Genomic DNA, 24,400 nt, shown 5'->3' with positions numbered 1-24,400 from the left:
GAACCTGCGGCAGGTGTGCTCCAGAACCTGTGGCCATCATCACCTCGGACGCCTTCAAGGCGCTGCCGCATCGCGTGCGTGCACAGCGCGCCATCCTCGTTGACCTTTCCCAGCTTGACGGGTCCGAACCCGAGTTGGTGGACTCAATGGGGCGGTCGACATGAAGTCGGCGCCCGGGAGCTGTCAGGGCTTCACGAACCGGAACGCGAAGCGATCGGTCTCGCCCTTGATCGATGGATCGAACACCTTGATCGAGTGCGGGTCATCCCTATTCAAGAGCACGGTGCCTTCCGCGTCCAGTACGAAGCCGGCCGCCTCCACCTCCTCGCGGACGAATGCAGGGTCGATCCGATGCAGCGACTGGGTGTCGCTCGTGCCCGACCCAGCTGCGGCGGCGTGATCGACGATGACGTAGGACCCACCGGGTTTCAGCCGCTTGTAGACAGCTCGATTGAAGTCGGCCGCCGTCGCACCCTTCTTCTGGATCAAGGCGGTGTGAAGATCGTGGTAGAACAGGTGCAACCACACGACATCGGCTGGCTGCGTAATCTCCGGCATCGCCACGAGGTCCGCCGAGACGGCTTCGACGTTCTCTCGGCCCGGCTCCTTCGCGAGCGTCCGCATGAGGCCGACCGGATCGTTCTTGAGGTGGGCGACTTCGGCCGGCACAAAGCTGTAGACCCGCCCCTCTGATCCGACGATGTCGGAGAAGAGGCGCGTCCAGTCTCCGTCGCCAGGGTAGACTTCGATCACGGTGGAGCCCGCCTCGATTCGTGCGAACCGGATTAACTCGGATACCTTGGATTGGTCGTACATCGAAATCTCCTTAGGAGTGGATATTCTTCTCGGTGCACATAGTGATTTCTCCATTTGCTCGGATCGGATCGCGCTTGATCCGATCCGAGCTCCGATCGCCTGCGTCGTCTCTTTGCGGGTGTGGACGTCGTGCTCGTCAGTCGAACTTGACCAAGTCCTTAAAGATCAGATGACCCCAGCTGTCTCCGCGCGCCTGGACCAGCAGGCCACCTTCCGACACCCCGCCAAGCTTGATCGGCGCGAAACCGAGATTTTCCGCAAGCTCCCCAATCTGTGTTGCGGCAGCGTCATCGTCGCTTGCCAGGAACACGACCCTCCGGCCACCATGTACGGCCGGATCCTGATCAAGCACCGGGGCGACCAGATGGTTGAAGCCCTTGACCAGTTTTGCGCCAGAGAAGGCCTGCGCGATGAACTTGGAAGAAGGTTGTCCTCCCAGTTCCTCAGGGGGCACGCCATAGGCATTGGTCACATCGATGATCGTCTTCCCCTGCCATGTGGGAAGCGCCTTCGCGACATTCGGGTGCGCCTCGAAGCGGACAGCCAAAAAGATGATGTCCGCCTTGATGGCTTCCGCCAGTTTTTTGGGGATGATCGTGGGTCCGATCGCGGCCGCATCGGCGGCAAAGCTTTCCGGGTCGCGTGTGGTTGCAACGGAAACTTCGATGCCGTTTCGGGCAAACGCCTTGGCAAGGGCTTGTCCGATATTGCCGAATCCTACGATTGCATAGTTCATAGTACTTCTCCGATCTGGTGCTAATGCCGGGGTCAGACTTGCGCCATGCCTCCGTCGACGGCGAGATCCACGCCGGTGACGAAAGAACTTTCATCGGAGGCGAGGAACGTTACGGCAGCCGCGATTTCCTCTGGTTTGCCCCTGCGACCCATTGGGATCTGTGACGCAAACTGGGCGGCCGCTTGCTCGGCTTGCTCAGGGGTAAGGCCAGTCGTTGTCTCCAAGGCCGGCGTCTCGATTGGTCCCGGACTCATTGCATTGACGCGGATTTTGCGGTCTTTGAATTCCAGTGTCCAAGCGCGCGCGAAGTTGCGTACAGCCGCCTTCCTCGCGGCGTAGGTACTAAACCCTGGAAGCCCCAACACGTTCGACACTGAAGAATTCAGGATTATCGAACCGCCGTCTTTGAACAGGGGAAGGGCCTTCTGCACCGTAAAGAACAGACCCTTCACGTTCACATCGAAGGTCTGATCAAAATGTGCCTCGGTAGCGACGGCGAGCGGTGCGATCGTCCCCGCGCCGGCGTTGGCGAAGAGAATGTCGATATGACCATGTTTCACCTTCACGACGGCATAGAGGCGATCCAGATCTTCCAGGAGCGACACGTCACCCACGACCGTCGTAACGTTTTTCATGATGAAGGCTGCGGCCTCCTTCAACTCCTTCTCTCTTCGCCCGGTAATCACGACGTGCGCTCCTTCTTCTACGAAGCGCTTGGCTGTGGCCAATCCGATCCCGCTGCTTCCGCCCGTGATGACTGCGATCTTGCCTTCGAGTTTTTTCATAATTCTTTGTCTTTCGTTGCGCGCGGCCCAGGTACGGACCGCGCTGGGGGTCAGAGTTGAGCCAGGCCGCCGTCGACGGCGACTTCGCTGGCGGTCATGAAGCTGCTGTCCGGCGACGCGAGAAAGGCGGCCACGGCCCCGATCTCCGCCGGATTGGCCATGCGCTGGAGCGGAGTCATCGCGCCGTAGGCCTTCTGGCCTTCCTCGCCCAACGCCTCCTTCGCGAGTTCGGTCGCCGTCGCCCCGGGCGACAACACGTTTACCCGGATGCCGGTGCCCTTCAGGTCCTCCGCCCAGGTCCGCGCCAGGTTGCGCACTGCCGCCTTGCTCGCGCTATAGGCAGTGAACCCCGGAGCGCCCGTGGTGCCGGCGCTCGAGCCGGTCAGGATGATCGAACCGCCCTGGCTCATCAGCGGCAGCGCCTTCTGGACCGTGAAGATCGTACCCTTCACATTAGTGTCGAAGGTTTCGTCAATGTGCCTGGCGGTGATCTGCCCGAGCGGAAGCGGACTTCCCGCCCCGGCATTGGCGAAGACGATATCCAGGCTTCCGCGCTCGGCCTTCACCGCAGCGTAGAGTCGGTCGAGGTCGGCCTCATCCGAGACCGAGCCCTTAACCGCGCGGGCACTAGGCCCAAGGTCAGCCACGGCGGCGTTGAGCGCTTCCTGCCGGCGGCCGAAGATGAAGACGAAGGCGCCCTCCTCGATAAAGCGCTTGGCTGCGGCGCGACCGATGCCCGTAGCGCCGCCAGTTATTACAGCGGTCTTTCCATTCAGTCTGTTCATGTCATGCATCCTTCGTTTCGCCGTCTCGTATCTTTGGCTGTACGGGAAAGTCCCGCGAGAGCCTCAAGATGGGTTCGCCGAAGTCGGGCGGTGAGTGCGCAATCGCGCACATCGCTGGTGCGAAAACGATCCAGCTAGATGATTGAACGCCGCGGCGACCGCACGAACTACGGCTGATCGTGTTAGTATGGGCTTTGCAAGCCGCACTTCGCTGCGCAGGAATGCACCATGATCGACTGGGATGACGTTCGCTACTTTCTTGCCGCCGCGCGCGTAGGCTCGGTGCGTGCTGCCGCCGCACACCTCGGTGTGAACCACTCGACCGTGCTGCGGCGCATCGCTCAGCTCGAGGAACGCCTCGGGGCGCAGATGTTCGAAAAGCTGCCTTCCGGCTACCGCTTGACGGCTGCGGGCGAGGAGGTCCTCGATCTCGCGACCCAGATGGAAGCGTCGTCGCACCAACTGGAGACGCGAGTCTTCGGTCGTGACCAGAGCGCGCGCGGGCTTTTGCGGGTGACGCTTCCACCGTTCCTCGCCACACACCTGCTCATGCCGGATCTCGCCGACTTCGCGCGTTTGCATCGCGACATCGAGATGGAAATCTTGTCGTCCGGTGAGCTGGCAAATCTGACCAACCGAGAGGCCGACGTCGCGATCCGCATTGTCGCCGACCGCAAGACCCTGCCGCTCAATCTTCACGGCCTGAAGGGACCGGAGCTGTTCAGCGGCGTCTACATGTCTCGCGATCGACTAGCCGCGTGGCGTGCGGGCACGCCTGATCCCATCCGGTGGATAGGCATAGACAATCATGGAATTCCGGACTGGGCGCGCGAGGGAGAAGTTCACGTCACGGGAGTACCGTTCAGGACACCTGACGCCGAGACGCAGATCATCGCGGCGCACCAAGGGATTGGGATAACGAAACTGCCGTGCTTCGTCGGAGATGCCGACCCCCTGCTGGTGAGGGTGCCGGGGATCGACGTGCCCATGCATGGGACACTGTGGCTTCTCACGCAAGGCGAGACACGCAAGACGAAGCGGGTGCGGCTCTTCACCGAGTTCGTATCCCGCAGGCTCGCCGCGTACGCTCCGCTTCTCTCGGGGCTGTCCATATCGCGCGACTGACGCCCGCAGGTCGGCCGGCAACGCTTCCCGCAATCCGGGTGGAAGCCGAGCTGCGATCGCTTGAAGCGGCGTGTTCAATCCGCGAATCCAGTGGGAGTAGGGAAACGGCGGCAGTAGCGTAGAGGTACCAGCCTAAGCTCGACCTCCTCCGACACCATGATCACAACGATGCCACCGTCTTCAGCGCGCCATCGAGCATGTCCCCTTTCTCGTCTTTCAGCGCAGCTTCGCGCAACCGCCTGATCCAGTCGGCAGCGTCATCGCGGCCCTTGACCAGATCGAGCGCCGACAGCACGCGATCGAATTTGGACTGGGCGCGGAGGTGGGTGTCGCTGTAGCCCTTGATCAGCCGGCGGCAGTTCAGGATTTCGACGGCGAGCGCGTAGTCCTGAGGCGCGTGGCTGAGCGCCAGCGCATACCAGCGCTCCAGATGCGCCGTCTCGACCTTGTGGCGCAACAGGCGCCGCCGCCAGCGGCGCAGGCCTCCGATGAACCAGAGGACCGCAAAGCCGGCAAAGCTGTCGGTGCGAATGCGCCGGCCATGGTTGATGCGACGATCAAGGAAAGCAGCGAGTTTCGGCCGGTTCTCAATGTAGCTGCCCAACCCCGCCGGCAAAGTGCCGCAGAACTCCTCGATGCGCGGATGGAAATACTCGGTTACCTGCAGGATCGAGCCGTTCTTGACGCCGACCTCGCGGCGCACGCGCTGGTCGCGGGTCGAGCGAGTCTTGAGATCGGCGACGCGGATCATGTCGTCATAGCACAGCGCGTTGGCCAGATGCTTGGCGGCGGCGATGGACAATGCATGGGCGTGGCCGGGATCATCAAGCGCAACGGCCTTGTCCAACCGGTCGAGATACTCGCCGCCATAGGAGATGTCCTGATAGTCGACGACCTTTCTCAGCGCCCGGAGCGCCATGTCGCGCACCGCCGCGGGCATCAGGTCGATGCGGGCGGCCAGTGCCTGCCAACCCTGCAGCAGGTTCTGCGGACCGCTCACGCGCCCTGCACCCGGAGCGGGGTCGACCGTGGCCGGTTCTGCCGGCTCTGGCGCGGGGACGGTCGTACCGCGCGCGCGGTCGTAGGCAACGGCGAAGGCAGCGAGGCTGGCTTTCGCGCCCCGGCCGCCGGCGCCGATCGCTTGCTCATAGCTTTCACGCCTGAACGGCAATGCGTCGGAGCCTGCCAGCGCGCCAAGGAGGCTGGCGGAAATCATCGAGCCATTATCGGCGGCGATCTTTTCCATGTCGAAGGCGATGAAGCGTTTCGATGCAGCTTCCGCCGTCGCGTGTACCTTCGAAGACGAGGCCCGGCCGTCACCCGGCTCGATCTTTTCCGACACCGCGGCAATGCGATGCGAAGAAGCAATGAGCGTGGTGCGATCGGGCGTGACGAAGCCCCTGATGATGGCGCGGCCGGCTTCCATCAGCTCGGCGGCGATCAGTATGTCGACGTCGCCCTGCGAAGGCGACAGGGCAAAGACCGGCAGCCGGCCGGTGTCGCGGGCCATCTCGACGTAATAGATCGTAGCGCCGGTGCGCTGGGCGACGCCGGCGACGGAGGTCGATTGCGCGACGTAACCATTGCGCTCGGCGACATCGGTGATCCAGTCGGCGAGCACACCGCCGCCCTGGCCACCGACCGCGAGCAAAGCGAGTTTGATCACCGGCTCGGTATCGGCGGCACCGGATTTCGGACGCAAGGGCGAAGCCTGGTCAAGCATCGGCGAACGTCAACCTGCGGCTCTCGCGGCGGCGCTGCATCAGGCCGATCACGGCGCGGCGAGCGCTTTCCAGGAAACGGTCCCAGCGGCCCGGATTGTGCACGACATCGGCGCGGTAGAAGGATGGGCACAGCACGGCGGCGTCCGCCACCTCGCCGCAATTGCCGCAGCCGACGCAGCTCTGGTCGATCGATGCCACCGGATCGTCACGCAACGGATCGTCGAGCGATTTCACCGACAGCGACGGGCAGCCGGACAGCCGCATGCAGGCGTGGTCGCCGGTGCAGATGTCCTCGTCGACCCCGAATTTCGGCTTGACGACACGGGTCCCTCCCTTGATCGCCTTGTCGACCAGCGGCTTTTCGCGACGCTGGCGGTTGAGCATGCATTCGGAAGAGGCGACGATGACCTTTGGTCCCTTTTCCTCCGTCGTCAGCGCCTCGCGCAGCGTGTCCTGCATCTTGCCGACATCGTAGGTGCGGTCGATGTGGCGCAGCCATTTGACGCCCATGCCCTTCACCGCTTCGGTGATCGGATGCTTGGTCGACTTGGTCTTGTTGCCCGCGCGCGACGACAGGATGTCCTGCCCACCGGTGGCGGCGGAGTAAAAATTGTCGACGATGACGATGACGCCGTCGTTCTTGTTGAAGACCGCGTTGCCGATCGAGGAGGTCAGGCCATTGTGCCAGAAGCCGCCATCGCCGACGAAAGAGATCGACCGCCGTTTGGCGTCGGGCGAATTGAACGCCGATGCCGATGCCGGCCCCAGCCCGTAGCCCATGGTGGTGGCGCCGAGCTCGAAAGGCGGCATGATCGAGAACAAATGGCAGCCGATGTCGGATGCGATGTGATGGTTCCCGAGTTCCTGCTCGACCAGCTTTGTCGCGGCAAAGATCGGCCGCTCCGGGCAACCGATGCAGAAGCCCGGCGGACGGCCCGGCACGACGTTTATCAGGTCGGCGGTGTCGACGCCGTCGCCGACCTTGTTGGGCGCGCGCACCTCGCCCGGCAAGAGATGCGGGGATTCGGCGCGCAGGAAGGCGCCAATGCCGTCGAGCATGACCTGGCCGGTATATTCGCCGGCCATCGGCAGATACTCCTTGCCGACCAGCCTGGTACCGCGCCCGGCCTTGTGCAGCATGGCGGCAAAGGCTTGCTCGATGTAGTTGGGCTGGCCCTCCTCGACCACGAGCACCGCCTGCTTGCCTTCGCAGAAGGTGAGGAACTCGTCGTCAATCAGCGGATAGACGGCGTTGAGAACGTAGAGCGGCACATCCGTCTCGCCATAGGTGTCGGCAAGGCCGAGCCGCTGCAAGGCGCGGATGACCGAATTGTACATGCCGCCCTGCATGACGATGCCGACCGAGCCATGGTCCGAACCGAAGAACTCGTTGATCTTGTTCCTCGCGATGAAATCGACCGCCGCCGGCCAGCGTTTTTGCACCTTCTCCTTCTCGTGCAGGAAGGAGGCGGGCGGCAGCACGATGCGGCCGGTGTCGCGGCGCGGCGCGTCGAGCGCATCGGCCACCGTCATCGGCGGGCGCTTGTTGTCCTTGGCTATGAAGTGCCCGTGGACGTGGCAGCAGCGGATGCGCACCTGCAGCATCACCGGCGTATTGGACGCTTCGGACAGCTCGAAACCATCCTCCACCGCCTTGACGATCGAAGGCAGGTTCGGGCGCGGGTCGAGCAGCCAGACCTGGCTTTTCATGGCGAAGGCATGGCTGCGCTCCTGCATGATCGAGGAACCCTCGCCATAATCCTCGCCGACGATGATCAGCGCGCCGCCGGTGACGCCGCCGGAGGCGAGGTTGGCCAGTGCGTCGGACGCGACATTGGTGCCGACGGTCGACTTGAAGGTCGCCGCACCGCGAATGGGGTAATGCACCGAGGCCGCCAGCATGGCGGTGGCGGTGGCTTCCGAGGCGCTCGCCTCGAAATGCACCCCGAGTTCGCCCAGAATCTCCTGTGCGTCGGCCAGCACGTCCATCAGATGGCTGATCGGCGCGCCCTGGTATCCGCCGACATAGCCGACGCCGCATTGCAGCAGCGCCTTGGTGATGGCGAGAATGCCTTCGCCCGCAAATTCCTCGCCGGCGCCGAGCCTGAGTTTTTCGACTTCCTTGGCAAAAGAGCGTTCGGCCATTTTTCCAACCTTCCGTTGCCGGCGGTGCGGCCGGCGCCTAACGTCTAGATGTCGTGCTTGCGAATGTTCTTCAGCATCTTCTGCAATGTGGCGATCAGCGCCGCGTATTCGGCGTCGTCGACATCGTCGAACATCGCCTCGAACGCGTCATGCATTGCCGGCCAGGCGCGCGCGAACTCGGCGCGGCCGTCATCGGTCAGGAAGACATGGCGGATGCGGCTGTCTGTGACGCCTTGCTCGCGCCGCACGAAGCCTTGCCCTTCCAGCGTGTCGAGCGTGCGGCTCAAGGTCGACTGCTCGATGACGGTGTAGACCGAGAGGTCGTTGACGGTGACACCGTCGGTGACCGACAGCACGGCGAGCGTGCGGACCTGCGGAATGGTCAGGCCCTGCTTGCGGAAATCGTCGCGCAAGGTGGCGTTGTAGCGCCCCATGATGCGGTTCATCAGATAGGGCGCGAATTGCTGCAGGCCGATCTGGCCGAGGGTCGAGATGCGCTGGCGCTTTTCCAGAACCTTCTGCTCCATCACAGCCTCCCCGCCAGGAGAAAGCCGGAACCGCCACCGAGGCCCGCGCCTGGATGGGTCGAGGCGCCGATATGGTAGAGGTTCTTGATGCCGGTCTGATGATTGCGGCTGGTCTTGAACGGCCGCCAGAGGAACGACTGGTCGATAGTCGACGAGCCGCCATAGGGGTCGCCGCCGACCAGGTTGATGTTCATCGCTTCGAGATCGGCCGGCGAATAGGCGCGGCGCGCAATGACGCTATCCTTGAAGCCATCGATATGGCTGGCCAGGATGGCTTCGGCACGATACGCATAGGCTTCGCGCAACGCCTCGGTCCATTGTCCGTCGGCGGGCGCCTGCAGCGTGCCGGCAGCATCGCCCTTGATGTGACGTGGCGCTTCGGGCAATTGCAGCCACAGTATTGCTTTGCCAGGCGGGCAGCGCGATGGGTCGAGCGCATGCGGCTGGCCGACACAGATGGTCGGCACGTCCGGCAGCATGCCGCGCGCCGCTTCGTTGCAGGCTTTCGAGACGCCGTCGAGCCCCGGCGTCAGGTGCAGCAGCGCGACTTTGTCGAGGCCTTCGCCGCGCCATGCCGGCGGCTTGTTCAGCGCATAGTGGATCTGGAAATTGCCTTTGCCGTAGCGGTATTTCTGTGTCGCCTCGACATCGGCTTCGGGAGCTTCGCTGCCGACCAGCCGGCCGTAAAGCTGCGTCGGCGTGACCGAACAGATGACGCTCTTGTTGGCAGTGATCGTTTCGCCCGACGCCAGCCGCACGCCGGTCGCGCGGCCACCGCTCTGGACGATCGAGGCGACATCGGCGCCGGTGCGGATGTCGCCACCACGTTCCCTTATCAGAGCTTCGAAGGCGGTGAGCAGGGTCTTCGCTCCACCCTTGACGATCGGCGCCCCGGCCGCTTCCAGCGCGAAGGCAATGACCTTGGCGATCTGCCCTGAGAAGGCGTCTTCCGGTCCGAGCCCGGCGTGCAGCACCCAGGGCGCCCACAGCGCGCGGATTGTCTCGGACCGATAGGTGCTTTCCAGCCAGCTGCGCGCCGGCACCAGTGCTTCGCCGAGAAAGGCGGCAAGGCCGCGTGGGCTGCGCCGCCAGGCATCGCCGGCCAGCAGTTTCGCCGTCGGATAGGACCACAGGCTGCCGCCGAGCAGGCCGAACAACAGGCCGGCATTGCGCTCGATGCCGCTGACATCGTCCGCATACCGGTCGCCATCGTCGGCGGCAATCGCATTGATTGCCGCGACATTGGCGGCGCGGTTGGTGGTGAGCACTGCATGACTGCCGTCCGGCCGCAGCACGCCGGTTGGCGTGCCGGTGTGGCAGAATTCCAGCCCGTGCCTGGCGAGATCGCCGCCCAACGCCGCAAAAGCCGGCGAGGTGATGAACAGCACGAAGGTGGTTGCCATCACGTCATGGATAAAGCCGGGAGCGGTGATCTCCTCGGTACGCACGCAGCCGCCGATGCGGTCATTGCGCTCGAGGACGAGCACACGCGCCCCTTTGCCGCCGAGCATCGCCGCGCAGACCAGCGCGTTGATGCCGCTGCCAACGATGATGTGATCCGGCTGGCTCACCTTGGCGTGCTTTCACCTAGCCGTTGGATACAAGCGCCAGCGCGCGGATAGGGCTGCCGGTGCCATGCTCGATCTTGAGCGGTGCGGCGATCAGGATGGCGCCCTTTGGAGGCAACTGGTCGAGGTTGCAGAGGCTGGCGAGGCCATAGCGGTTCGCCTTGTGCATCAGCGTGTGGGCTGGAAATGGCGGCTCCATCCCGCCTGCCTTGCCGGCATCGGTGCCGATCGTCTCTGAGCCCCAGCCCTTGATATCCTTGCTGATCAGGAACTGGATGGCTTCGGCTGTCGGACCTGGCGTATGTGGGCCGGTTTCGTTGGCGTTGAGGAATTCGGCTTCCGAGCCATTGCGCTTATACCAGTCGGTGCGCATCACCACCCACTCCCCGGCGTTGATGGCGCCATGCTTGGCTTCCCACGCCTTGATGTGGTCGACGGTGAGCAGGAAGTCGTGGTCAGCGGCGGCTTCCTTCGAGCAGTCGATGACATTGACCGGACCAATGAAATTCTGCGCCGGAATGGTGTCGGTGGCGCCGTCCGGATAGTCCTTGCCGCTGATCCAATGCTGCGGCGCATCGAAATGCGTGCCCGAATGCTCCCCAAGCTTCAGCCAGTTCCATGCCCACCACGGGCCGTTCTTGTCATAACGGGAGATGTTATGGATCTCGACCTTTGGCGTGTCGACGGCAAGCTCCGGCGGCAGCTTGATAAGAGGCGTGTCGGGTCCGAGTTGCGCAGAGAGGTCGACCACCCTGATGGCGCCTGAAAGCAGCTGGCCGGCGACTTCGCCGAGGAGTTTTTGCGTGTCCATGGTCTGAAGTTCCCTCTTTCTGGTGAAGATCAAGGCTCGTCTCGGCCCTTAATATCCTACTAGACGAAAACATATGCATCTGCAATTATCTTTAAGCATAAAGGAAATGGGAACGGGGCGTGAGCGAGTTCGACGCCATCTTTGTCGGGGCGGGCCACAACAGTCTGGCATGCGCCGCGCATCTGGCGCTGAAAGGCTGGAAAACCGGGATTTTCGAGCGCAGCGCAGCAATCGGCGGTGCCGTCCAGACCCACGAATACACCCTCCCAGGGTTCCGGCACGATTTCGGTGCAATGAATCTGAGCCTGTTTGCCGGCTCCGCCTTCCACCGGAAATATGCAAATGAATTGAAAGCGCAGGGTCTTGAGTTCGCGCCGGTCGCCGACTGTTTCGCCAGCGCCTTTCCGGACGGACGCTGGTTCGGCGTCAGCAATGACTTGGAAAGGACTGCCACGCGGCTGGCCGCGTTCTCCGCCGCCGATGCCGCGACGTGGCGCAAGCTCGTTGCCGCCTTTCCTGCTGAGGCCGAGCATCTGTTCCGGCTGCTGGGATCGCCGATGAGTGCCCGCGCGCTTGCCGGCACCGCCTGGAACCTGTGGCGCAAGAAGGGCATGTCAGGCGCGCTCGATACCGGCCGGCTTTTGCTGTCGTCACCTCGCGCCTGGCTGGAGGAGACCTTCGAGTCGCCTTATGTGCGGGCAACGCTTGCCACCTGGGGCATGCATCTCGATTTCGCACCCGACACCGCCGGCGGCGCCGTGTTCCCCTATCTGGAATCGATCGCCAACCAGAGCTTTGGCATGGTGCTAGGCAAGGGCGGCGCCGACACGATCATCCGGGCGCTGGCAGGTATGGTCACCTCGGCGGGCGGCACGATCGTCACCGGGGCGGAAGTTGCCGAGATCACCGTTGCCGGCGGCAAGGCATCGGGCGTGCGACTCGCTTCAGGTGAGACACATACGGCCACCAAGGCAGTGATTGCCGGCGTCGCGCCCAGGGCGCTGACCGGCAAGTTGCTGCCCAACGGTTCCGGCGACGCCGGCTTCGACACGGCGATGCAGAAATTCCGGCACGCGCCGGGCACGATGATGATCCATCTGGCGCTCGACGACCTGCCCGATTGGCGCGCCGGCGCGGAGCTTCGGCAGTTCGCTTATGTGCATCTGTCGCCGTCGCTCGACGCGATGTCGCGCACCTATCAGCAGGCGATGGCGGGCATGCTGCCGGACGAACCGGTGCTGGTCGTCGGCCAGCCGACCGCGATCGATCCGTCGCGCGCGCCTCAGGGCAAACATGTGCTGTGGGTGCAGGTGCGCATGCTGCCTGCCGAAATCCTGGGCGATGCGGCAGGCAGGATCGCGCCCGCGCATTGGGATCAGGTCAAGGATGCCTACGCCGAGCGCGTGCTCGACATCATCGAAATATACGCACCCGGACTGCGCCCGAAAATCCTCGGCCGTGCAGTGTTCTCGCCAATCGACCTCGAGCGTGAGAACCCCAATCTCGTCGGTGGCGACCAGGTCTGCGGCAGCCACCATCTGGCACAGAATTTCCTGTTCCGCCCGGCGCGCGGTTATGCCGGCTGGAACACGCCGGTCGGCAATCTGCATCTCACAGGCGCCGCGACATGGCCCGGCGCCGGCACCGGCGCGGCCTCTGGCTTCATGCTCGCACAACAGCTTGGCGGGAGGTAGCTCGCAAGATTTCATGAAGGCGACGAGAGGCAAGGCGCTGCTGCCCACGAAGCCCGGATCGATAAACTGATAGTGCCGCGCAAAGACAACAAAACCAACAAGGGGAACGACCATGACAATCAACAGACGAGAATTGCTGGGATACAGTGCCGCGGCACTTGGGGTGGCGGCGATCGGCCTGCCTGAGATCGCCAAGGCGGCAGCGGGCGAGCTGACCATCGCCTATAACGTCAACCTGCCGTCCTGGGATCCGACCACCGGACCCTCGGCCGTCAACCCGACGATCCAGGGCCTCTACCAGTCAGTGTTCGACCAGTTCATTCCGCAAAAGCCGGACCTGTCCTTTGCGCCTGGCCTGCTCACCGAATGGGGCTGGAACGAGGATCGCACCAAGGTGACGATGACGGTGCGCGAAGGCGTGACCTGGCATGACGGCTCGCCCTTCACGCCCGAGGACGTGGTCTGGTCGCTGCAGCGGGCGGGCGACGAAAAGACCGGCAATCCGATCCAGTTCGTCTGGAAGAACGTCAACAATTTCAAGATCGACGGCAACAAGATCACCGGCGACGTCGTGCAGTTCGATCCGGTCTACTTTAAATGGATGTCGTTCCTGACCGGCTACATCCTGCCGAAGGCCTATTATGAGAAGGTCGGCGCCGAAGGTTTCGAGAAGGCGCCGATCGGCACCGGCCCTTACATGGTGGAAAAATTCGAGCGAAATGCTTTCCTCCGACTGAAGGCCAACCCGCACTATTGGGGCGACAAGCCGGCCTTCGAGAATGTGACGATCAAGTTCGTCACTGATGCGGCGAGCCGCGTTGCCGAAATCGAATCCGGTTCCTCGCAGGTGACGCTGGAGGTCCCCTATGAAGAGTATGACCGGCTGATCGCCAAGGACGGGCTTGCCGGCTCGTGCAAGCCCGTTTCCGACATCGGCATGATCTTCTTCAACGACATCGAAGCGATGCTGGACAAGAACGTCCGCCAGGCCGCCGTCATGGCTGTGGACAAGGAGCTTTTGGTCAAGCGGCTGCTGCGCGGCTATGGCCAACCGATCGCTGCGCTGGAGACCCCGGAGTACACGGCCTTCGACGCCTCGATCAAGGTCGAGCACAATCCGGAAAAGGCCAAGGAGCTGCTCGCGGCTTCCGGCTATTCGCCGGAAAAACCGGTCAAGTTCACCATCCAGACGACCAAGGGCTTCAAGCCCAAGGATTATGAGATGATCCAGGCGATCGTCGGCATGTGGCGTAAGGTCGGCATCGAGGCGACGATCGAGGTCTACGAGATCGCCAAGCACTATGAACTGCGCGCCGCCGACAAGCTGGCGCCGGCCGCCTTCTACAATTGGGGCAACGCCATCGGCGACCCGACGACGTCGACTGGTTTTGCCATGTATGGGCCGAGCCCGCACTCGGTGTGGGACAGCCAGGACCTGATCGACATGATCAATCCGCTCTGGGGCGAGAAGGACGAGGCCAAGCGCATCGCCGGCTGGAAGGCTGTCGACAAGTATATCGCCGAGCAGGCCTATGTGCTGCCGCTGATTCAGTATGCGCAACCTATCGTGCATGCCAAGGGCGTCAACGTGGTGCAGCATGTGTCCGGCGCGCTGCTGCCGGCGCTGATGACCCCGGCCTGATATCGGCTTGTGGGCGCCATTCTTCGCTGGGTGGCCCCCTCATCCGGCCCTTCGGGCCACCTTCTCCCCCTGGGGAGAAGAGACCAGCTCAGCCGTCCGTGACCTCTTCTCCCCTCGGGGAGAAGGTGGCCGCGAAGCGGACGGATGAGGGGGCTCTTCGTTAGAAACGCACTGGGCCTACACCAGAATGCTCCTGCAACGATTCCTGATCCGTCTGCTGACGATGCTGATTACGCTGTTCGGCGTGGCCGTCGTCGTCTTCGTCGTGATCCGCGTTGCGCCCGGTGACCCGATCGCCATGATGCTGCCGCCCGGTGCGACGAATGCCGACATCGACCGGCTGCGTGCACTTTACGGGCTCGACAAGACCATCGTGCAGCAATTCTTCATCTGGCTGTCCGGTGTTGTCAGGGGCGATTTCGGTACCTCGATTTCGCTCCGGCAAGATGTGCTCAGCCTCGTCTTCAACCGCTTGCCGGCAACGCTGGAACTCGCCATCGTTGCGCTGATCATGGCGATGGCGCTAGGCGGCACGACGGCGGTCCTCGGCGCGCGCGAGCGCGTCACGGCGGTCGAAGCCGGCATCGATATCGCCAGCGGCGCCGCCCTTTCCATTCCCGATTTCCTGTGGGGCCTCGTGCTGATCCTTTTGTTTGGCGTGCTGGTGCCGATCTTCGACATTTCCGGCCGCGTGTCGCCGCAGCTCGACCTGCCCTTCGTCACCCAGTTCTATTTCTTCGAGAGCTTGCTTCGGCTGCGCTTCGACCTGACCTGGGATCTGCTGAAACACATGCTGATGCCGGCAGTAGCCTTGGCATTGCCGCTGGCGGCAATCATCGCGCAGTTGCTGAAACAGTCGCTGAAGGAAGTGCTGGACCTCGACTATGTCGTGCTGGCGCGGGTGAAGGGGTTTTCGGAAACGCAGGTTATCCTGCGCGAGGCGCTGAAGAACGCTGCCTTGCCGACACTGACTCTCGTCGGCGTCCAGTTCACCTTCCTTGTCGGCGGCACGGTCATCGTCGAGCGGCTGTTTTCCTACGAAGGGCTCGGCAACATGGCGATCGATGCCGTCATCAACCGCGACCTGCCGCTGATCCAGGGCATTGTTTTGGTGTTCGCGCTGCTGTTCGTGCTGATCAATCTAGGCGTCGACATGATGTATGCGCTGCTCAATCCGAGGCTGCGCCATGGATGAGGCACGCATCGCCCGGCGCGGACTGGGCCCGAGGCTGTGGCTGGCCGGCGGCTGGCTGCTGCTGGCGCTGCTGGCCGCGATCTTCGCGCCGCTGGTCGCACCGCAGGACCCGCTGGCGCAAGACCTGATGCTGGAACGGCTGCCGCCATTCTGGATGAGTGGTGCGGAATCCGGCTATTGGCTGGGCACCGACAGCCTCGGCCGCGATCTCCTCTCCCGGCTGATCTTCGGCGGCCGTATCGCCTTCATCGTCGCTTTCGCGGCGGCGATCGCCGCCTGCCTTGTCGGCTCGACGCTCGGACTGGTCGCCGGCTATTTCGGCGGCTGGGCCGACCGCATCATTTCACGCATCGTCGACGTCTGGATGGCATTCCCGCCGGTGCTGTTCGCCATCCTGCTGGTCGCGGTGCTCGGCACCGGCCTCAGTTCCGTCATCCTCGCCATCGTCACAATCGACTGGACGCGCTTTTGCCGGGTGATCCGCGCCGAAGCGATGGGCCAGTCGCGCATGGACTATGTCGAGAACGCCCGCATCGCCGGCTATGGCCGCATCGGCATCATGCTGCGCGAGGTGCTGCCCAATGTGGTGCCGTCGATCGTGGCACTGCTGTCGCTGGAGATGGGCATCGCCGTCATCGTGGAGGCCATCCTGTCCTTCGTCAATCTGTCGATCTCGACCGACGATCCGACCTGGGGCGGCATCATCGCCGAGGGCCGGCTGTCGATCCATCAGGCCTGGTGGGTGCTGGTGTTTCCGCTTGTCACGCTGATCCTCACCGTGCTGTCGTTCAGCCAGTTCGGTGAGGCGCTGAAGACACGCTTCGATCCGGTGCTGCGATGAGCGCTTGCCTGGATATTGCCAATCTGAGCGCCGTGCTGCCGAACGGCCAGCGCGTGCTGCGCTCGGTGTCGCTCTCCGTGCAGCCGGGTGAGGTGCGTGCTCTTGTTGGCGAGAGCGGCGCCGGCAAGACGATGATCGGCAAGGCGGTGCTCGGTGTGCTGCCGTCAAGCGTGCGCATCGTCGAAGGCGCCATGCAGCTCGAAGGCGAAGACCTCGGCAGGCTGCAGCCCAAGGCAAGGCGCACGCTGATCGGCGCTCGCACGGCGCTGATCCCGCAAGATCCGTTGACTGCGCTCAACCCGTCGCGCCGCATCGGTCCGCAGATGACTGACCGGCTGGTGCGCATTCTCGGCTGGAACGGTGACAAGGCGGACAAGCGTATCCGGCAATTGTTGGATGAGGTGCAGATCCGCGATCCCGACCGGGTGCTGAAATGCTATCCGCACGAGCTGTCCGGCGGCATGCGCCAGCGTGTGCTGATCGCCGCCGCCTTCGCCGCCGAGCCACGGCTGATCGTGGCCGACGAGCCGACAACCGCGCTCGACGTTACCGTGCAAAAGCAGATCCTGCGACTGATCGCCGAGCTGCAGCGCGAGCATGGCACCGCGATCCTGTTCGTCACCCACGATCTCGGCGTCGTTGCAAAGATCAGCCAGCAAGTGTCTGTGCTCTACGCCGGCAAGGTGGTGGAAGAGGCTGACACAGCCGCTCTCTTCGCCGCGCCTGAGCATCCCTATACGCGGGCATTGATGGCCGCTACGCCGCGCTACACGGATCCCTTTGCCTCGCTGAAGCCGGTGGATGAGACGGTGCTGGCAGGACTCGCTGCGGAGATCGCCGCCTCCGACCAGGCGTGGAGAGGGCCGCATGGTTGAGCCGCTGTTTTCCGTGCGCGGGCTGAAGGTGGCGCTGCCCGACATGACCCGCAAGCCGCTGATCGGGCGCGCGCCGCTGGCCGAGATTTTGAGAGGCCTGGATTTCGATTTGCCGAGGGGCTTGGTGACCGGCATCGTCGGTGAATCCGGGTCCGGAAAATCGACGCTCGGCCGCACGCTTGTCAGACTTCTGGAGCCGAGCGTCGGCAGCATCCATTTCGAGGGCCGCGATATCGCCCATCTGCCGGATGCGGAGCTGCGACCTCTGCGCCGCGACCTGCAGATGATCTTCCAGGACCCGATGTCGTCGCTCAACCCGCGTCGCACCATCGCCGGCATCATTGCCGCGCCGCTCAAGCAGAATGGGCTTGGCGACAGGCTTAGGGAACGCGTCGCCGAGGCATTGCATCGCGTCGGCCTGCCGCAAAGCTTCGCTAGTCGCTATCGTCATGAACTGTCGGGCGGGCAGCGCCAGCGCGTCGGAATTGCGCGCGCGTTGGCGCTTTCGCCGAAATTCGTGCTGGCCGACGAGATCGTCTCCGGCCTCGACGTATCGACGCAGGCGCAGATCCTCACCCTTTTGGAGAGACTGGCCGCGGAGATGGGGCTGACGGTCGCCTTCATCAGCCACGACCTGTCGGTCATCCGGCGGCTCTGCCAACAGGTGATCGTCATGCGCGAGGGCAGGATCGTCGAGGCGAGCGCCACCGATGCGCTGTTCGACAATCCCAGGGAGACCTACACGCGCGACCTGCTTGCCGCCATCCCACTGCCTGAGATCGACGCGGACTGGTTGCGGCCAGCAACGAAAGCGCCGGCATAGGACTGTTCACCCACCACGCCGAACAGCGGGCTTCGGACGTGCATGAGGGCAAAATCAGCCCGCGAACGGAGGGTAATATGAATTACGCAGCCCGCGGCACGATGCTTGCCGCGATCCTGTTCTGCTCGATGGGAACGGCTTCGGCCGATGCGATCCCCGGCATGCGCGGCCACGACCACACCGGCATCACGGTGCCCGACATGAAGCAGGCAGTCGACTTCTTCACCGAAGTCGTCGGCTGCAAGAAGGCGATGTCGTTCGGTCCGTTCGCCGATGACAAGGGCACCTTCATGCAGGATCTTCTGGGCGTCGATCCGAAGGCTGTCATCGAGCAGGTCACCATGGTGCGTTGCGGTTATGGATCGAACATCGAGCTGTTCAAGTACACCGCGCCTGACCAGAAGGATTTGACTCCGAAGAACAGCGATATCGGCGGCTTCCACATTGCCATGTATGTCGATGATGTCGCCGCGGCGAAAGCCTATCTCGACGGCAAGGGGGTGAAGACGCGGATGGGTCCGCTGCCGGTCAAGGAAGGTCCGGCGGCCGGCCAGACCATTCTCTATTTCCAGGCGCCATGGGGATTGCAACTGGAGGCGATCAGCTATCCCGATGGGATGGCCTATGAGAAGGGTGCCGAGACTGTGCTGTGGAGCCCGAAGAACCCGGACAAGTGATTTCCAGAGCGCGCTTGCGGGGCCAGCCCGCAGGCGCGCCACCCGTGTCCAGCAATCGTTCCAACATGAAACTTTAAGCTTGAAATATTTTATCTCCGGCGCGATACTTGATATGCAGCAAGCGAAGAGGAGATCGCACGGATGAAGGTTGCGGTTCTCGGTGGCGGACCAGCCGGCCTCTACTTTGCCATTTCAATGAAGCTGCGGGACGCCGCCCACGAGATCACGGTGTTCGAGCGCAATCGCGCCGACGATACGTTCGGCTGGGGCGTCGTGCTGTCGGCCGAAACACTCGACAACCTTGCCAAAAACGACCCGGTCAGCGCTGTCTGGATCAAGAAGCATTTCGCCTATTGGGACGACATCGCCGTCATCCATGACGGCGTGCGCACGGTCTCGTCGGGCCACGGTTTCTGTGGCATCGGCCGCAAGCGGCTTCTGGTCCTGCTGCAGCGACGCGCGCGCGAACTTGGCGTGAGGCTAATGTTCGAGAGCGATATCGCCGACCCTCAGCCCTATATGGAGACGCATGATCTGGTCGTCGCCGCCGATGGGCTGAACTCAAGGGCGCGCAACACCTTCGTCGAAGTCTTCAAGCCCGACATCGACACCCGCAAATGCAAATTCGTCTGGCTCGGCACCAACCAGAAATTCGACGACGCCTTCACCTTCATCTTCGAGAAGACCGAGCATGGCTGGGTGTGGGCGCACGCCTATCAATTCGACAGCGAGACAGCGACCTTCATTGTCGAGTGCAGCGAACAGACCTGGGCTGCCTTCGGCTTCGGCGCCATGTCGCAGCAGGAATCCATCGCCGTCTGCGAGCGCATCTTTGAGAAACATCTCGGCGCCCACGCGCTGATGACCAATGCCAATCACATCAGAGGTTCGGCCTGGATCAATTTCCCGCGCGTGCTGTGCGAACGCTGGTCCTACAAGAACCTGGCTCTGATGGGCGACGCGGCGGCCTCGGCACATTTCTCGATCGGCTCCGGGACCAAGCTCGCATTGGAAAGCGCGGTGGCGCTGGCCGAATATGTCAAAACCGAACCGGACCTCGACGCCGCCTTCCGCAAGTATGAGGATGCGCGCCGCACCGAGGTGCTGAAGCTGCAGTCGGCGGCGCGCAATTCGCTGGAGTGGTTCGAGGAGGTCGAGCGCTATCTCGGCCTCGATCCGGTGCAGTTCAATTATTCGCTGCTGACCCGCTCGCAGCGCATCAGCCACGAGAATTTGCGGCTGCGCGATGCCAAATGGCTTGAGAGCGCCGAGGAATGGTTCCAGCACCAGGCAGGGGCAGGCGGCAACAGGCAGCGCCGGGCGCCGATGTTCGCGCCGTTCAAGCTGCGCGACATGCAGCTCAACAACCGCATCGTCGTTTCGCCGATGGCGCAGTACAAGGCCGTCGACGGCTGCCCGACCGACTGGCATTTCGCCCACTATGCCGAGCGTGCGAAGGGCGGCGCCGGGCTTGTCTATATCGAGATGACCTGCGTCAGCCCGGAAGGACGCATCACGCCCGGCTGTCCCGGTTTCTATGCGCCGGAACATGAGGTGGCGTGGAAGCGGCTTGTCGATTTCGTCCACGCCGAGACCGAGGCGAAAATCTGCGCGCAGATTGGCCATTCCGGGGCCAAGGGCTCGACCCGTGTCGGCTGGGAGGGCACCGACGTGCCGCTCGCCTCGGGCAATTGGCCGGTCATGGCGGCCTCGGCGATTGCATGGTCGCCTGAGAATCAGGTGCCGAAAGCCATGGACCGCGCCGACATGGACGAGGTGCGTGACCAGTTCGTCGCGTCCACCGAGATGGCAGATCGCTGCGGTTTCGACATGCTCGAGATCCATGCCGCGCATGGCTATTTGCTGTCGTCCTTCATCACGCCGGTCACCAACCAGCGCACGGATGAGTATGGCGGTTCGCGGGAAAATCGCATGCGCTATCCCCTGGAAATCTTCCATGCGGTGCGCGCCGCCTGGCCGACGCGAAAGCCGATCTCGGTGCGCATTTCGGCCAATGATTGGGTCGGCATCGAAGGTGTGACGCCGGCCGATGCGGTGGAGATCGCGCGGATGCTGCACGAAGCCGGCGTCGACATATGCGACGTCTCGGCAGGCCAGACCTCGATTGCCGCCAAGCCTGTCTATGGCCGAATGTTCCAGACGCCGTTCTCGGACCGCATCCGCAACGAGGTCGGCATGGCGACGATGGCGGTCGGCAACATCTACGAGCCGGATCATGTCAATTCGATCCTGATGGCCGGCCGCGCCGACCTGGTGGCCCTGGCACGGCCGCATCTCGCCGATCCCTACTGGACGCTGCATGCGGCCGTGACGCTCGGTGATCGTGGTGTCAAATGGCCGGATCCCTATCTGCCCGGACGCGACCAGATCTACCGGCTGGCCGAGCGCGATGCGGCGGCGGGGCTGAAAGTATGACGACGGCCTGGGCGATTTCAGGCAAACATGCGCTGGTCACTGGCGGCGGCTCCGGCGTCGGCCGGGCCATCGCGCTCGTGCTGGCCGAGGTCGGCATAGAGGTGACCATATGCGGGAGGCGCGACGCCGAGCTTGCCAAGTTGGCCGGCGAGAACGACCGCATCCACGCCATGTCAGCCGATGTCACCGACGAGGCGGCGATGATTTCGCTCTACGCGCAAGCGGAAGCCGTGCGCGGCCCGTTCGACATCGTCGTCGCCAATGCCGGCATGGCCGGCAGCACGCCGACGCACAGGACCTCGCTTGCCGACTGGCAGCGGACGCTCGACGTCAATCTGACCGGCGCCTTCCTGACGGTGAAGCCGGCGCTGGCCGGCATGGCCGCGCGCAAGGCGGGCCGGATCGTCTTCGTCGCCTCGACCGCAGGGCTGAAAGGCTACGCCTATGTCGCGCCCTACGTGGCGGCCAAGCATGGGGTGGTCGGGCTGATGCGGGCACTGGCGGCCGAGACGGCGAAATCCGGCGTGACCGTCAACGCCGTTTGCCCGGGCTTCGTAGAGACCGACATGCTGGCGGAATCCATTCAGCGCGTCGTCGAAAAGACCGGCCGCTCAGTCGAGCAGGCGCGGGCGAGCCTTGCCTCGACCAACCCGCAAGGCCGTTTCATCCAGCCGCAGGAAGTTGCCGCGACGGTGCTCTGGCTGTGCGGCGATGCGGCTGCGTCGATTACCGGACAAGCGATTTCGATCTCAGGAGGCGAAACATGGTAGCCGGCCCATTGCCCGCGCCGTCGGGACCCGGCAAGGACCGGCTGCGTCTCTGGATCAGGCTGCTGCGCGCCTCGCGCACGATCGAGGCCGAGCTGCGCGAGCGCCTGAAGAAGGAATTCGATACGACACTGCCGCGTTTCGACGTCATGGCCGCCCTCTACCGCGCGCCGGAAGGCATGCTGATGAGCGATCTGTCGCGCTTCCTGCTGGTATCCAACGGCAATGTCACCGGCATTGTCGACCGGCTGGTTTCGGAAGGGGTGGTCGCGCGCGCGCGCCGCAATGGCGATCGCCGCACATCCATGGTGCGACTGACCGACGAGGGTTCCAAATCTTTTGCCGCAATGGCCGCGGCGCATGAGGGTTGGATCGGAGAATTGCTGGCCAAGGTCAGCGAGGAGGATGCGCGCCGGCTGACCGGCATGCTGACCTCGTTCCGCAGCAACTGGGAGGGACGCGAATGAGTTCGATGGCCGGCCTCAAGCCGAAGCACTTCCTTTGGGAAGTCGAAGACAGGATCGCCAAGGTGCGGCTCGACCGGCCGGAGCGCAAGAATCCGCTGACCTTCGACAGCTATGCGGAACTGCGCGACACGTTCCGCGATCTCGTCTATGCCGACGACGTCGACGCCGTGGTGTTCCTGCCCAATGGCGGCAATTTCTCCTCGGGCGGCGATGTCCACGACATTATCGGCCCCTTGGTCAAGATGGACATGAAGGAATTGCTCGCCTTCACCCGCATGACCGGCGATTTCGTCAAGGCGATGCTCAATTGCGGCAAGCCGATCATCGCGGCGGTCGACGGGGTCGCGGTCGGCGCCGGCGCCATCATCGCCATGAGCGCCGACATCCGCATCGCCACGCCGGAGGCCAAGACCGCTTTCCTGTTCACCCGCGTCGGGCTTGCCGGCTGCGATATGGGCGCGTGCGCGATCCTGCCGCGCATCATCGGCCAGGGCCGTGCCGCCGAATTGCTCTACACCGGCCGCACGATGACGGCGGCGGAAGGCGAGCGCTGGGGCTTCTACAACAGGCTTGTCGATGCCGCAGTGCTCGAGGCCGACGGGCTCGAGATGGCGGCGCGCATCGTCTCGGGTCCGACCTTCGCGCACGGCATCACCAAGACACAGCTCAACCAGGAATGGTCGATGGGCCTCGACCAGGCGATCGAAGCAGAAGCGCAGGCGCAGGCGATCTGCATGCAGACGCGTGACTTCGAGCGCGCCTACAGGGCCTTCGTGGCCAAGGAAAAACCGGTGTTCGAGGGCAATTGATGGCAGACAGGAGTTTCCTCCGCTGGCCGTTTTTCGAAGACCGGCATCGCGAACTCGCCGAACGCCTTGATGCCTGGTGCGCCAGGAACCTGCCCGTCGATCACCATGACGTCGATGCCGCCTGCCGCGAACTGGTGGCCAAACTTGGCCGCGACGGCTGGCTGAAGCCGACGGCGCTCGATACCGACAATCCGGGACCGCTCGATGTCCGCACCTTGTGCATCACGCGCGAGACGTTGGCGCGCCATGACGGGCTGGCCGACTTTGCCTTCGCCATGCAGGGGCTCGGCACCGGCGCGCTTAGCCTGTTCGGCACGACCGACCAGCAGCAATGGCTGGCAAAGACCAGGGCCGGCAAGACAATCTCGGCTTTCGCGCTGTCGGAGCCACGCTCGGGGTCGGATGTCGCCAACACCGAAATGACGGCGAGCCGCGATGGCGACTTCTATATCCTCAGCGGAGAGAAAACCTGGATTTCCAATGGCGGCATCGCCGATCTCTACGTCGTCTTTGCCCGCACCGGCGAGGCGCCGGGCGCCAAGGGACTTTCCGCCTTTCTCGTGCCCGCCGACGCCAAGGGGCTTGGCATCGCCGAGCGCCTTGAGGTGATCGCGCCGCATCCGCTGGCGCGGCTTTCCTTCGATCAGGTCCGGGTGCCGGCTTCGGCGCTGATCGGCAAGCCAGGCGACGGCTTCCGCATCGCCATGTCGGTGCTGGACGTGTTCCGCTCGACGGTCGGCGCGGCGGCACTCGGCTTTGCCCGCCGGGCGCTGGATGAAAGCATCAGCAGGGTGGCCGAGCGCAAACTTTTCGGCGCTCCGATGGCAGAGCTGCAGATGGTGCAAGGCCATATCGCCGACATGGCGCTGGACGTCGATGCGGCGGCGCTGCTGGTCTACCGCGCTGCCTGGACCAAGGACATGGGCGCCGGGCGGGTCACCCGCGAGGCGGCGATGGCCAAGCTGTTCGCCACCGACAAGGCGCAAGAGGTGATCGACAAGGCTGTGCAGCTGCATGGCGGCGATGGTGTCCGCAAAGGCCACATCGTCGAGAGCCTGTATCGCGAAATCCGCGCGCTGCGCATTTATGAGGGCGCTTCCGACGTGCAGAAGGTGGTGATCGCACGGCAGGTGATGGGCGCGGCCTGACGGC

At 63.7% G+C, this 24,400-nt stretch carries 22 protein-coding genes; 13 read left to right on the top strand and 9 right to left on the bottom strand.

The features are described 5' to 3' along the window. Positions 1-183 precede the first annotated feature (183 nt). The 4 genes from NKJ64_RS05765 to NKJ64_RS05750 form a co-directional block, all read right to left on the bottom strand. Positions 184-816, bottom strand: coding sequence for a class I SAM-dependent methyltransferase (locus NKJ64_RS05765; protein ID WP_023753944.1), 633 nt, complete (start codon positions 814-816; stop codon positions 184-186). Positions 817-952: 136 nt separating this feature from the next. Then, entirely contained in the window at positions 953-1,552 is a 600-nt protein-coding gene (locus NKJ64_RS05760; RefSeq protein WP_023753945.1) for an NADPH-dependent F420 reductase, read from the bottom strand. Between the two features lie 32 nt (positions 1,553-1,584). After that, positions 1,585-2,337 carry an SDR family NAD(P)-dependent oxidoreductase gene (locus NKJ64_RS05755; protein WP_023753946.1) on the bottom strand — a complete coding sequence of 251 codons (753 nt, stop codon included), beginning with the start codon at positions 2,335-2,337 and terminating at the stop codon, positions 1,585-1,587. A 50-nt stretch (positions 2,338-2,387) separates the two neighbouring features. Beyond that, positions 2,388-3,122: an SDR family NAD(P)-dependent oxidoreductase gene (locus NKJ64_RS05750; protein WP_023667787.1), complete on the bottom strand. Its 735-nt coding sequence runs from the start codon at positions 3,120-3,122 to the stop codon at positions 2,388-2,390. A gap of 228 nt (positions 3,123-3,350) precedes the next feature. Between NKJ64_RS05750 and NKJ64_RS05745 the strand changes: the two genes are divergently transcribed. After that, positions 3,351-4,247: a LysR family transcriptional regulator gene (locus NKJ64_RS05745; protein WP_023667788.1), complete on the top strand. Its 897-nt coding sequence runs from the start codon at positions 3,351-3,353 to the stop codon at positions 4,245-4,247. A 160-nt stretch (positions 4,248-4,407) separates the two neighbouring features. Here the strand turns inward: NKJ64_RS05745 and NKJ64_RS05740 are convergent, their stop codons facing one another. The 5 genes from NKJ64_RS05740 to NKJ64_RS05720 are packed head-to-tail and all read right to left on the bottom strand — an operon-like array spanning position 4,408 to position 11,022. Further along, positions 4,408-5,970 carry an indolepyruvate oxidoreductase subunit beta family protein gene (locus NKJ64_RS05740; RefSeq protein ID WP_023704701.1) on the bottom strand — a complete coding sequence of 521 codons (1,563 nt, stop codon included), beginning with the start codon at positions 5,968-5,970 and terminating at the stop codon, positions 4,408-4,410. Beyond that, the gene (locus NKJ64_RS05735; RefSeq protein WP_023667790.1) at positions 5,963-8,116 is read right to left on the bottom strand and encodes a thiamine pyrophosphate-dependent enzyme; all 2,154 of its coding nucleotides are present in this window, start codon (positions 8,114-8,116) and stop codon (positions 5,963-5,965) included. Before NKJ64_RS05735 ends, NKJ64_RS05740 begins: the two co-directional genes overlap by 8 nt. A gap of 44 nt (positions 8,117-8,160) precedes the next feature. Then, positions 8,161-8,643, bottom strand: a complete 483-nt coding sequence (locus NKJ64_RS05730; RefSeq protein ID WP_023825918.1) for a MarR family winged helix-turn-helix transcriptional regulator — start codon at positions 8,641-8,643, stop codon at positions 8,161-8,163. Further along, positions 8,643-10,214: a phytoene desaturase family protein gene (locus tag NKJ64_RS05725; RefSeq protein WP_023825919.1), complete on the bottom strand. Its 1,572-nt coding sequence runs from the start codon at positions 10,212-10,214 to the stop codon at positions 8,643-8,645. The genes NKJ64_RS05730 and NKJ64_RS05725 overlap by 1 nt, the downstream gene beginning before the upstream one ends. 16 nt (positions 10,215-10,230) lie before the next feature. Next, positions 10,231-11,022 (bottom strand): cyclase family protein, encoded by a 792-nt coding sequence (locus NKJ64_RS05720; protein WP_023708108.1) that lies wholly within the window; start codon positions 11,020-11,022, stop codon positions 10,231-10,233. A 119-nt stretch (positions 11,023-11,141) separates the two neighbouring features. On the opposite strand from NKJ64_RS05720, the gene NKJ64_RS05715 reads away from it, so the two are divergent. The 12 genes from NKJ64_RS05715 (at position 11,142) to NKJ64_RS05660 (ending at position 24,396) form a co-directional block, all read left to right on the top strand. After that, the gene (locus NKJ64_RS05715) at positions 11,142-12,716 is read left to right on the top strand and encodes a phytoene desaturase family protein (RefSeq protein ID WP_023825920.1); all 1,575 of its coding nucleotides are present in this window, start codon (positions 11,142-11,144) and stop codon (positions 12,714-12,716) included. A 112-nt stretch (positions 12,717-12,828) separates the two neighbouring features. Further along, positions 12,829-14,358: an ABC transporter substrate-binding protein gene (locus NKJ64_RS05710; protein ID WP_023825921.1), complete on the top strand. Its 1,530-nt coding sequence runs from the start codon at positions 12,829-12,831 to the stop codon at positions 14,356-14,358. A 187-nt stretch (positions 14,359-14,545) separates the two neighbouring features. Then, on the top strand, positions 14,546-15,553 hold the full coding sequence (locus NKJ64_RS05705) for an ABC transporter permease (protein ID WP_023825922.1): 1,008 nt from the start codon (positions 14,546-14,548) through the stop codon (positions 15,551-15,553). After that, a complete protein-coding gene (locus tag NKJ64_RS05700) occupies positions 15,546-16,394 on the top strand; it encodes an ABC transporter permease (RefSeq protein WP_023825923.1) in 849 nt (282 codons plus the stop codon). The genes NKJ64_RS05705 and NKJ64_RS05700 overlap by 8 nt, the downstream gene beginning before the upstream one ends. After that, complete coding sequence (locus NKJ64_RS05695; protein WP_023686914.1) at positions 16,391-17,269, top strand: ABC transporter ATP-binding protein; 879 nt, start codon at positions 16,391-16,393, stop codon at positions 17,267-17,269. The genes NKJ64_RS05700 and NKJ64_RS05695 overlap by 4 nt, the downstream gene beginning before the upstream one ends. Then, positions 17,262-18,092 (top strand): ATP-binding cassette domain-containing protein, encoded by an 831-nt coding sequence (locus NKJ64_RS05690; RefSeq protein ID WP_352462129.1) that lies wholly within the window; start codon positions 17,262-17,264, stop codon positions 18,090-18,092. Before NKJ64_RS05695 ends, NKJ64_RS05690 begins: the two co-directional genes overlap by 8 nt. A 77-nt stretch (positions 18,093-18,169) precedes the next feature. After that, positions 18,170-18,769, top strand: coding sequence for a VOC family protein (locus NKJ64_RS05685; protein ID WP_023699864.1), 600 nt, complete (start codon positions 18,170-18,172; stop codon positions 18,767-18,769). 141 nt (positions 18,770-18,910) lie between these two features. Next, a complete protein-coding gene (locus tag NKJ64_RS05680; protein WP_023753957.1) occupies positions 18,911-21,205 on the top strand; it encodes a bifunctional salicylyl-CoA 5-hydroxylase/oxidoreductase in 2,295 nt (764 codons plus the stop codon). Next, positions 21,202-21,975 carry an SDR family NAD(P)-dependent oxidoreductase gene (locus NKJ64_RS05675; protein ID WP_023753958.1) on the top strand — a complete coding sequence of 258 codons (774 nt, stop codon included), beginning with the start codon at positions 21,202-21,204 and terminating at the stop codon, positions 21,973-21,975. The genes NKJ64_RS05680 and NKJ64_RS05675 overlap by 4 nt, the downstream gene beginning before the upstream one ends. Next, positions 21,969-22,439, top strand: coding sequence for a MarR family winged helix-turn-helix transcriptional regulator (locus NKJ64_RS05670; RefSeq protein WP_023667803.1), 471 nt, complete (start codon positions 21,969-21,971; stop codon positions 22,437-22,439). The genes NKJ64_RS05675 and NKJ64_RS05670 overlap by 7 nt, the downstream gene beginning before the upstream one ends. Beyond that, positions 22,436-23,248, top strand: coding sequence for an enoyl-CoA hydratase family protein (locus NKJ64_RS05665; protein WP_023753959.1), 813 nt, complete (start codon positions 22,436-22,438; stop codon positions 23,246-23,248). The genes NKJ64_RS05670 and NKJ64_RS05665 overlap by 4 nt, the downstream gene beginning before the upstream one ends. Beyond that, positions 23,248-24,396, top strand: a complete 1,149-nt coding sequence (locus NKJ64_RS05660; protein ID WP_023753960.1) for an acyl-CoA dehydrogenase family protein — start codon at positions 23,248-23,250, stop codon at positions 24,394-24,396. Before NKJ64_RS05665 ends, NKJ64_RS05660 begins: the two co-directional genes overlap by 1 nt. Positions 24,397-24,400 lie beyond the last annotated feature (4 nt).

The sequence above is a fragment of the Mesorhizobium sp. M0062 genome (assembly GCF_040323125.1).
Taxonomy (GTDB): Bacteria; Pseudomonadota; Alphaproteobacteria; order Rhizobiales; family Rhizobiaceae; genus Mesorhizobium.
This window is presented reverse-complemented; position numbering and strand designations above follow the sequence as displayed.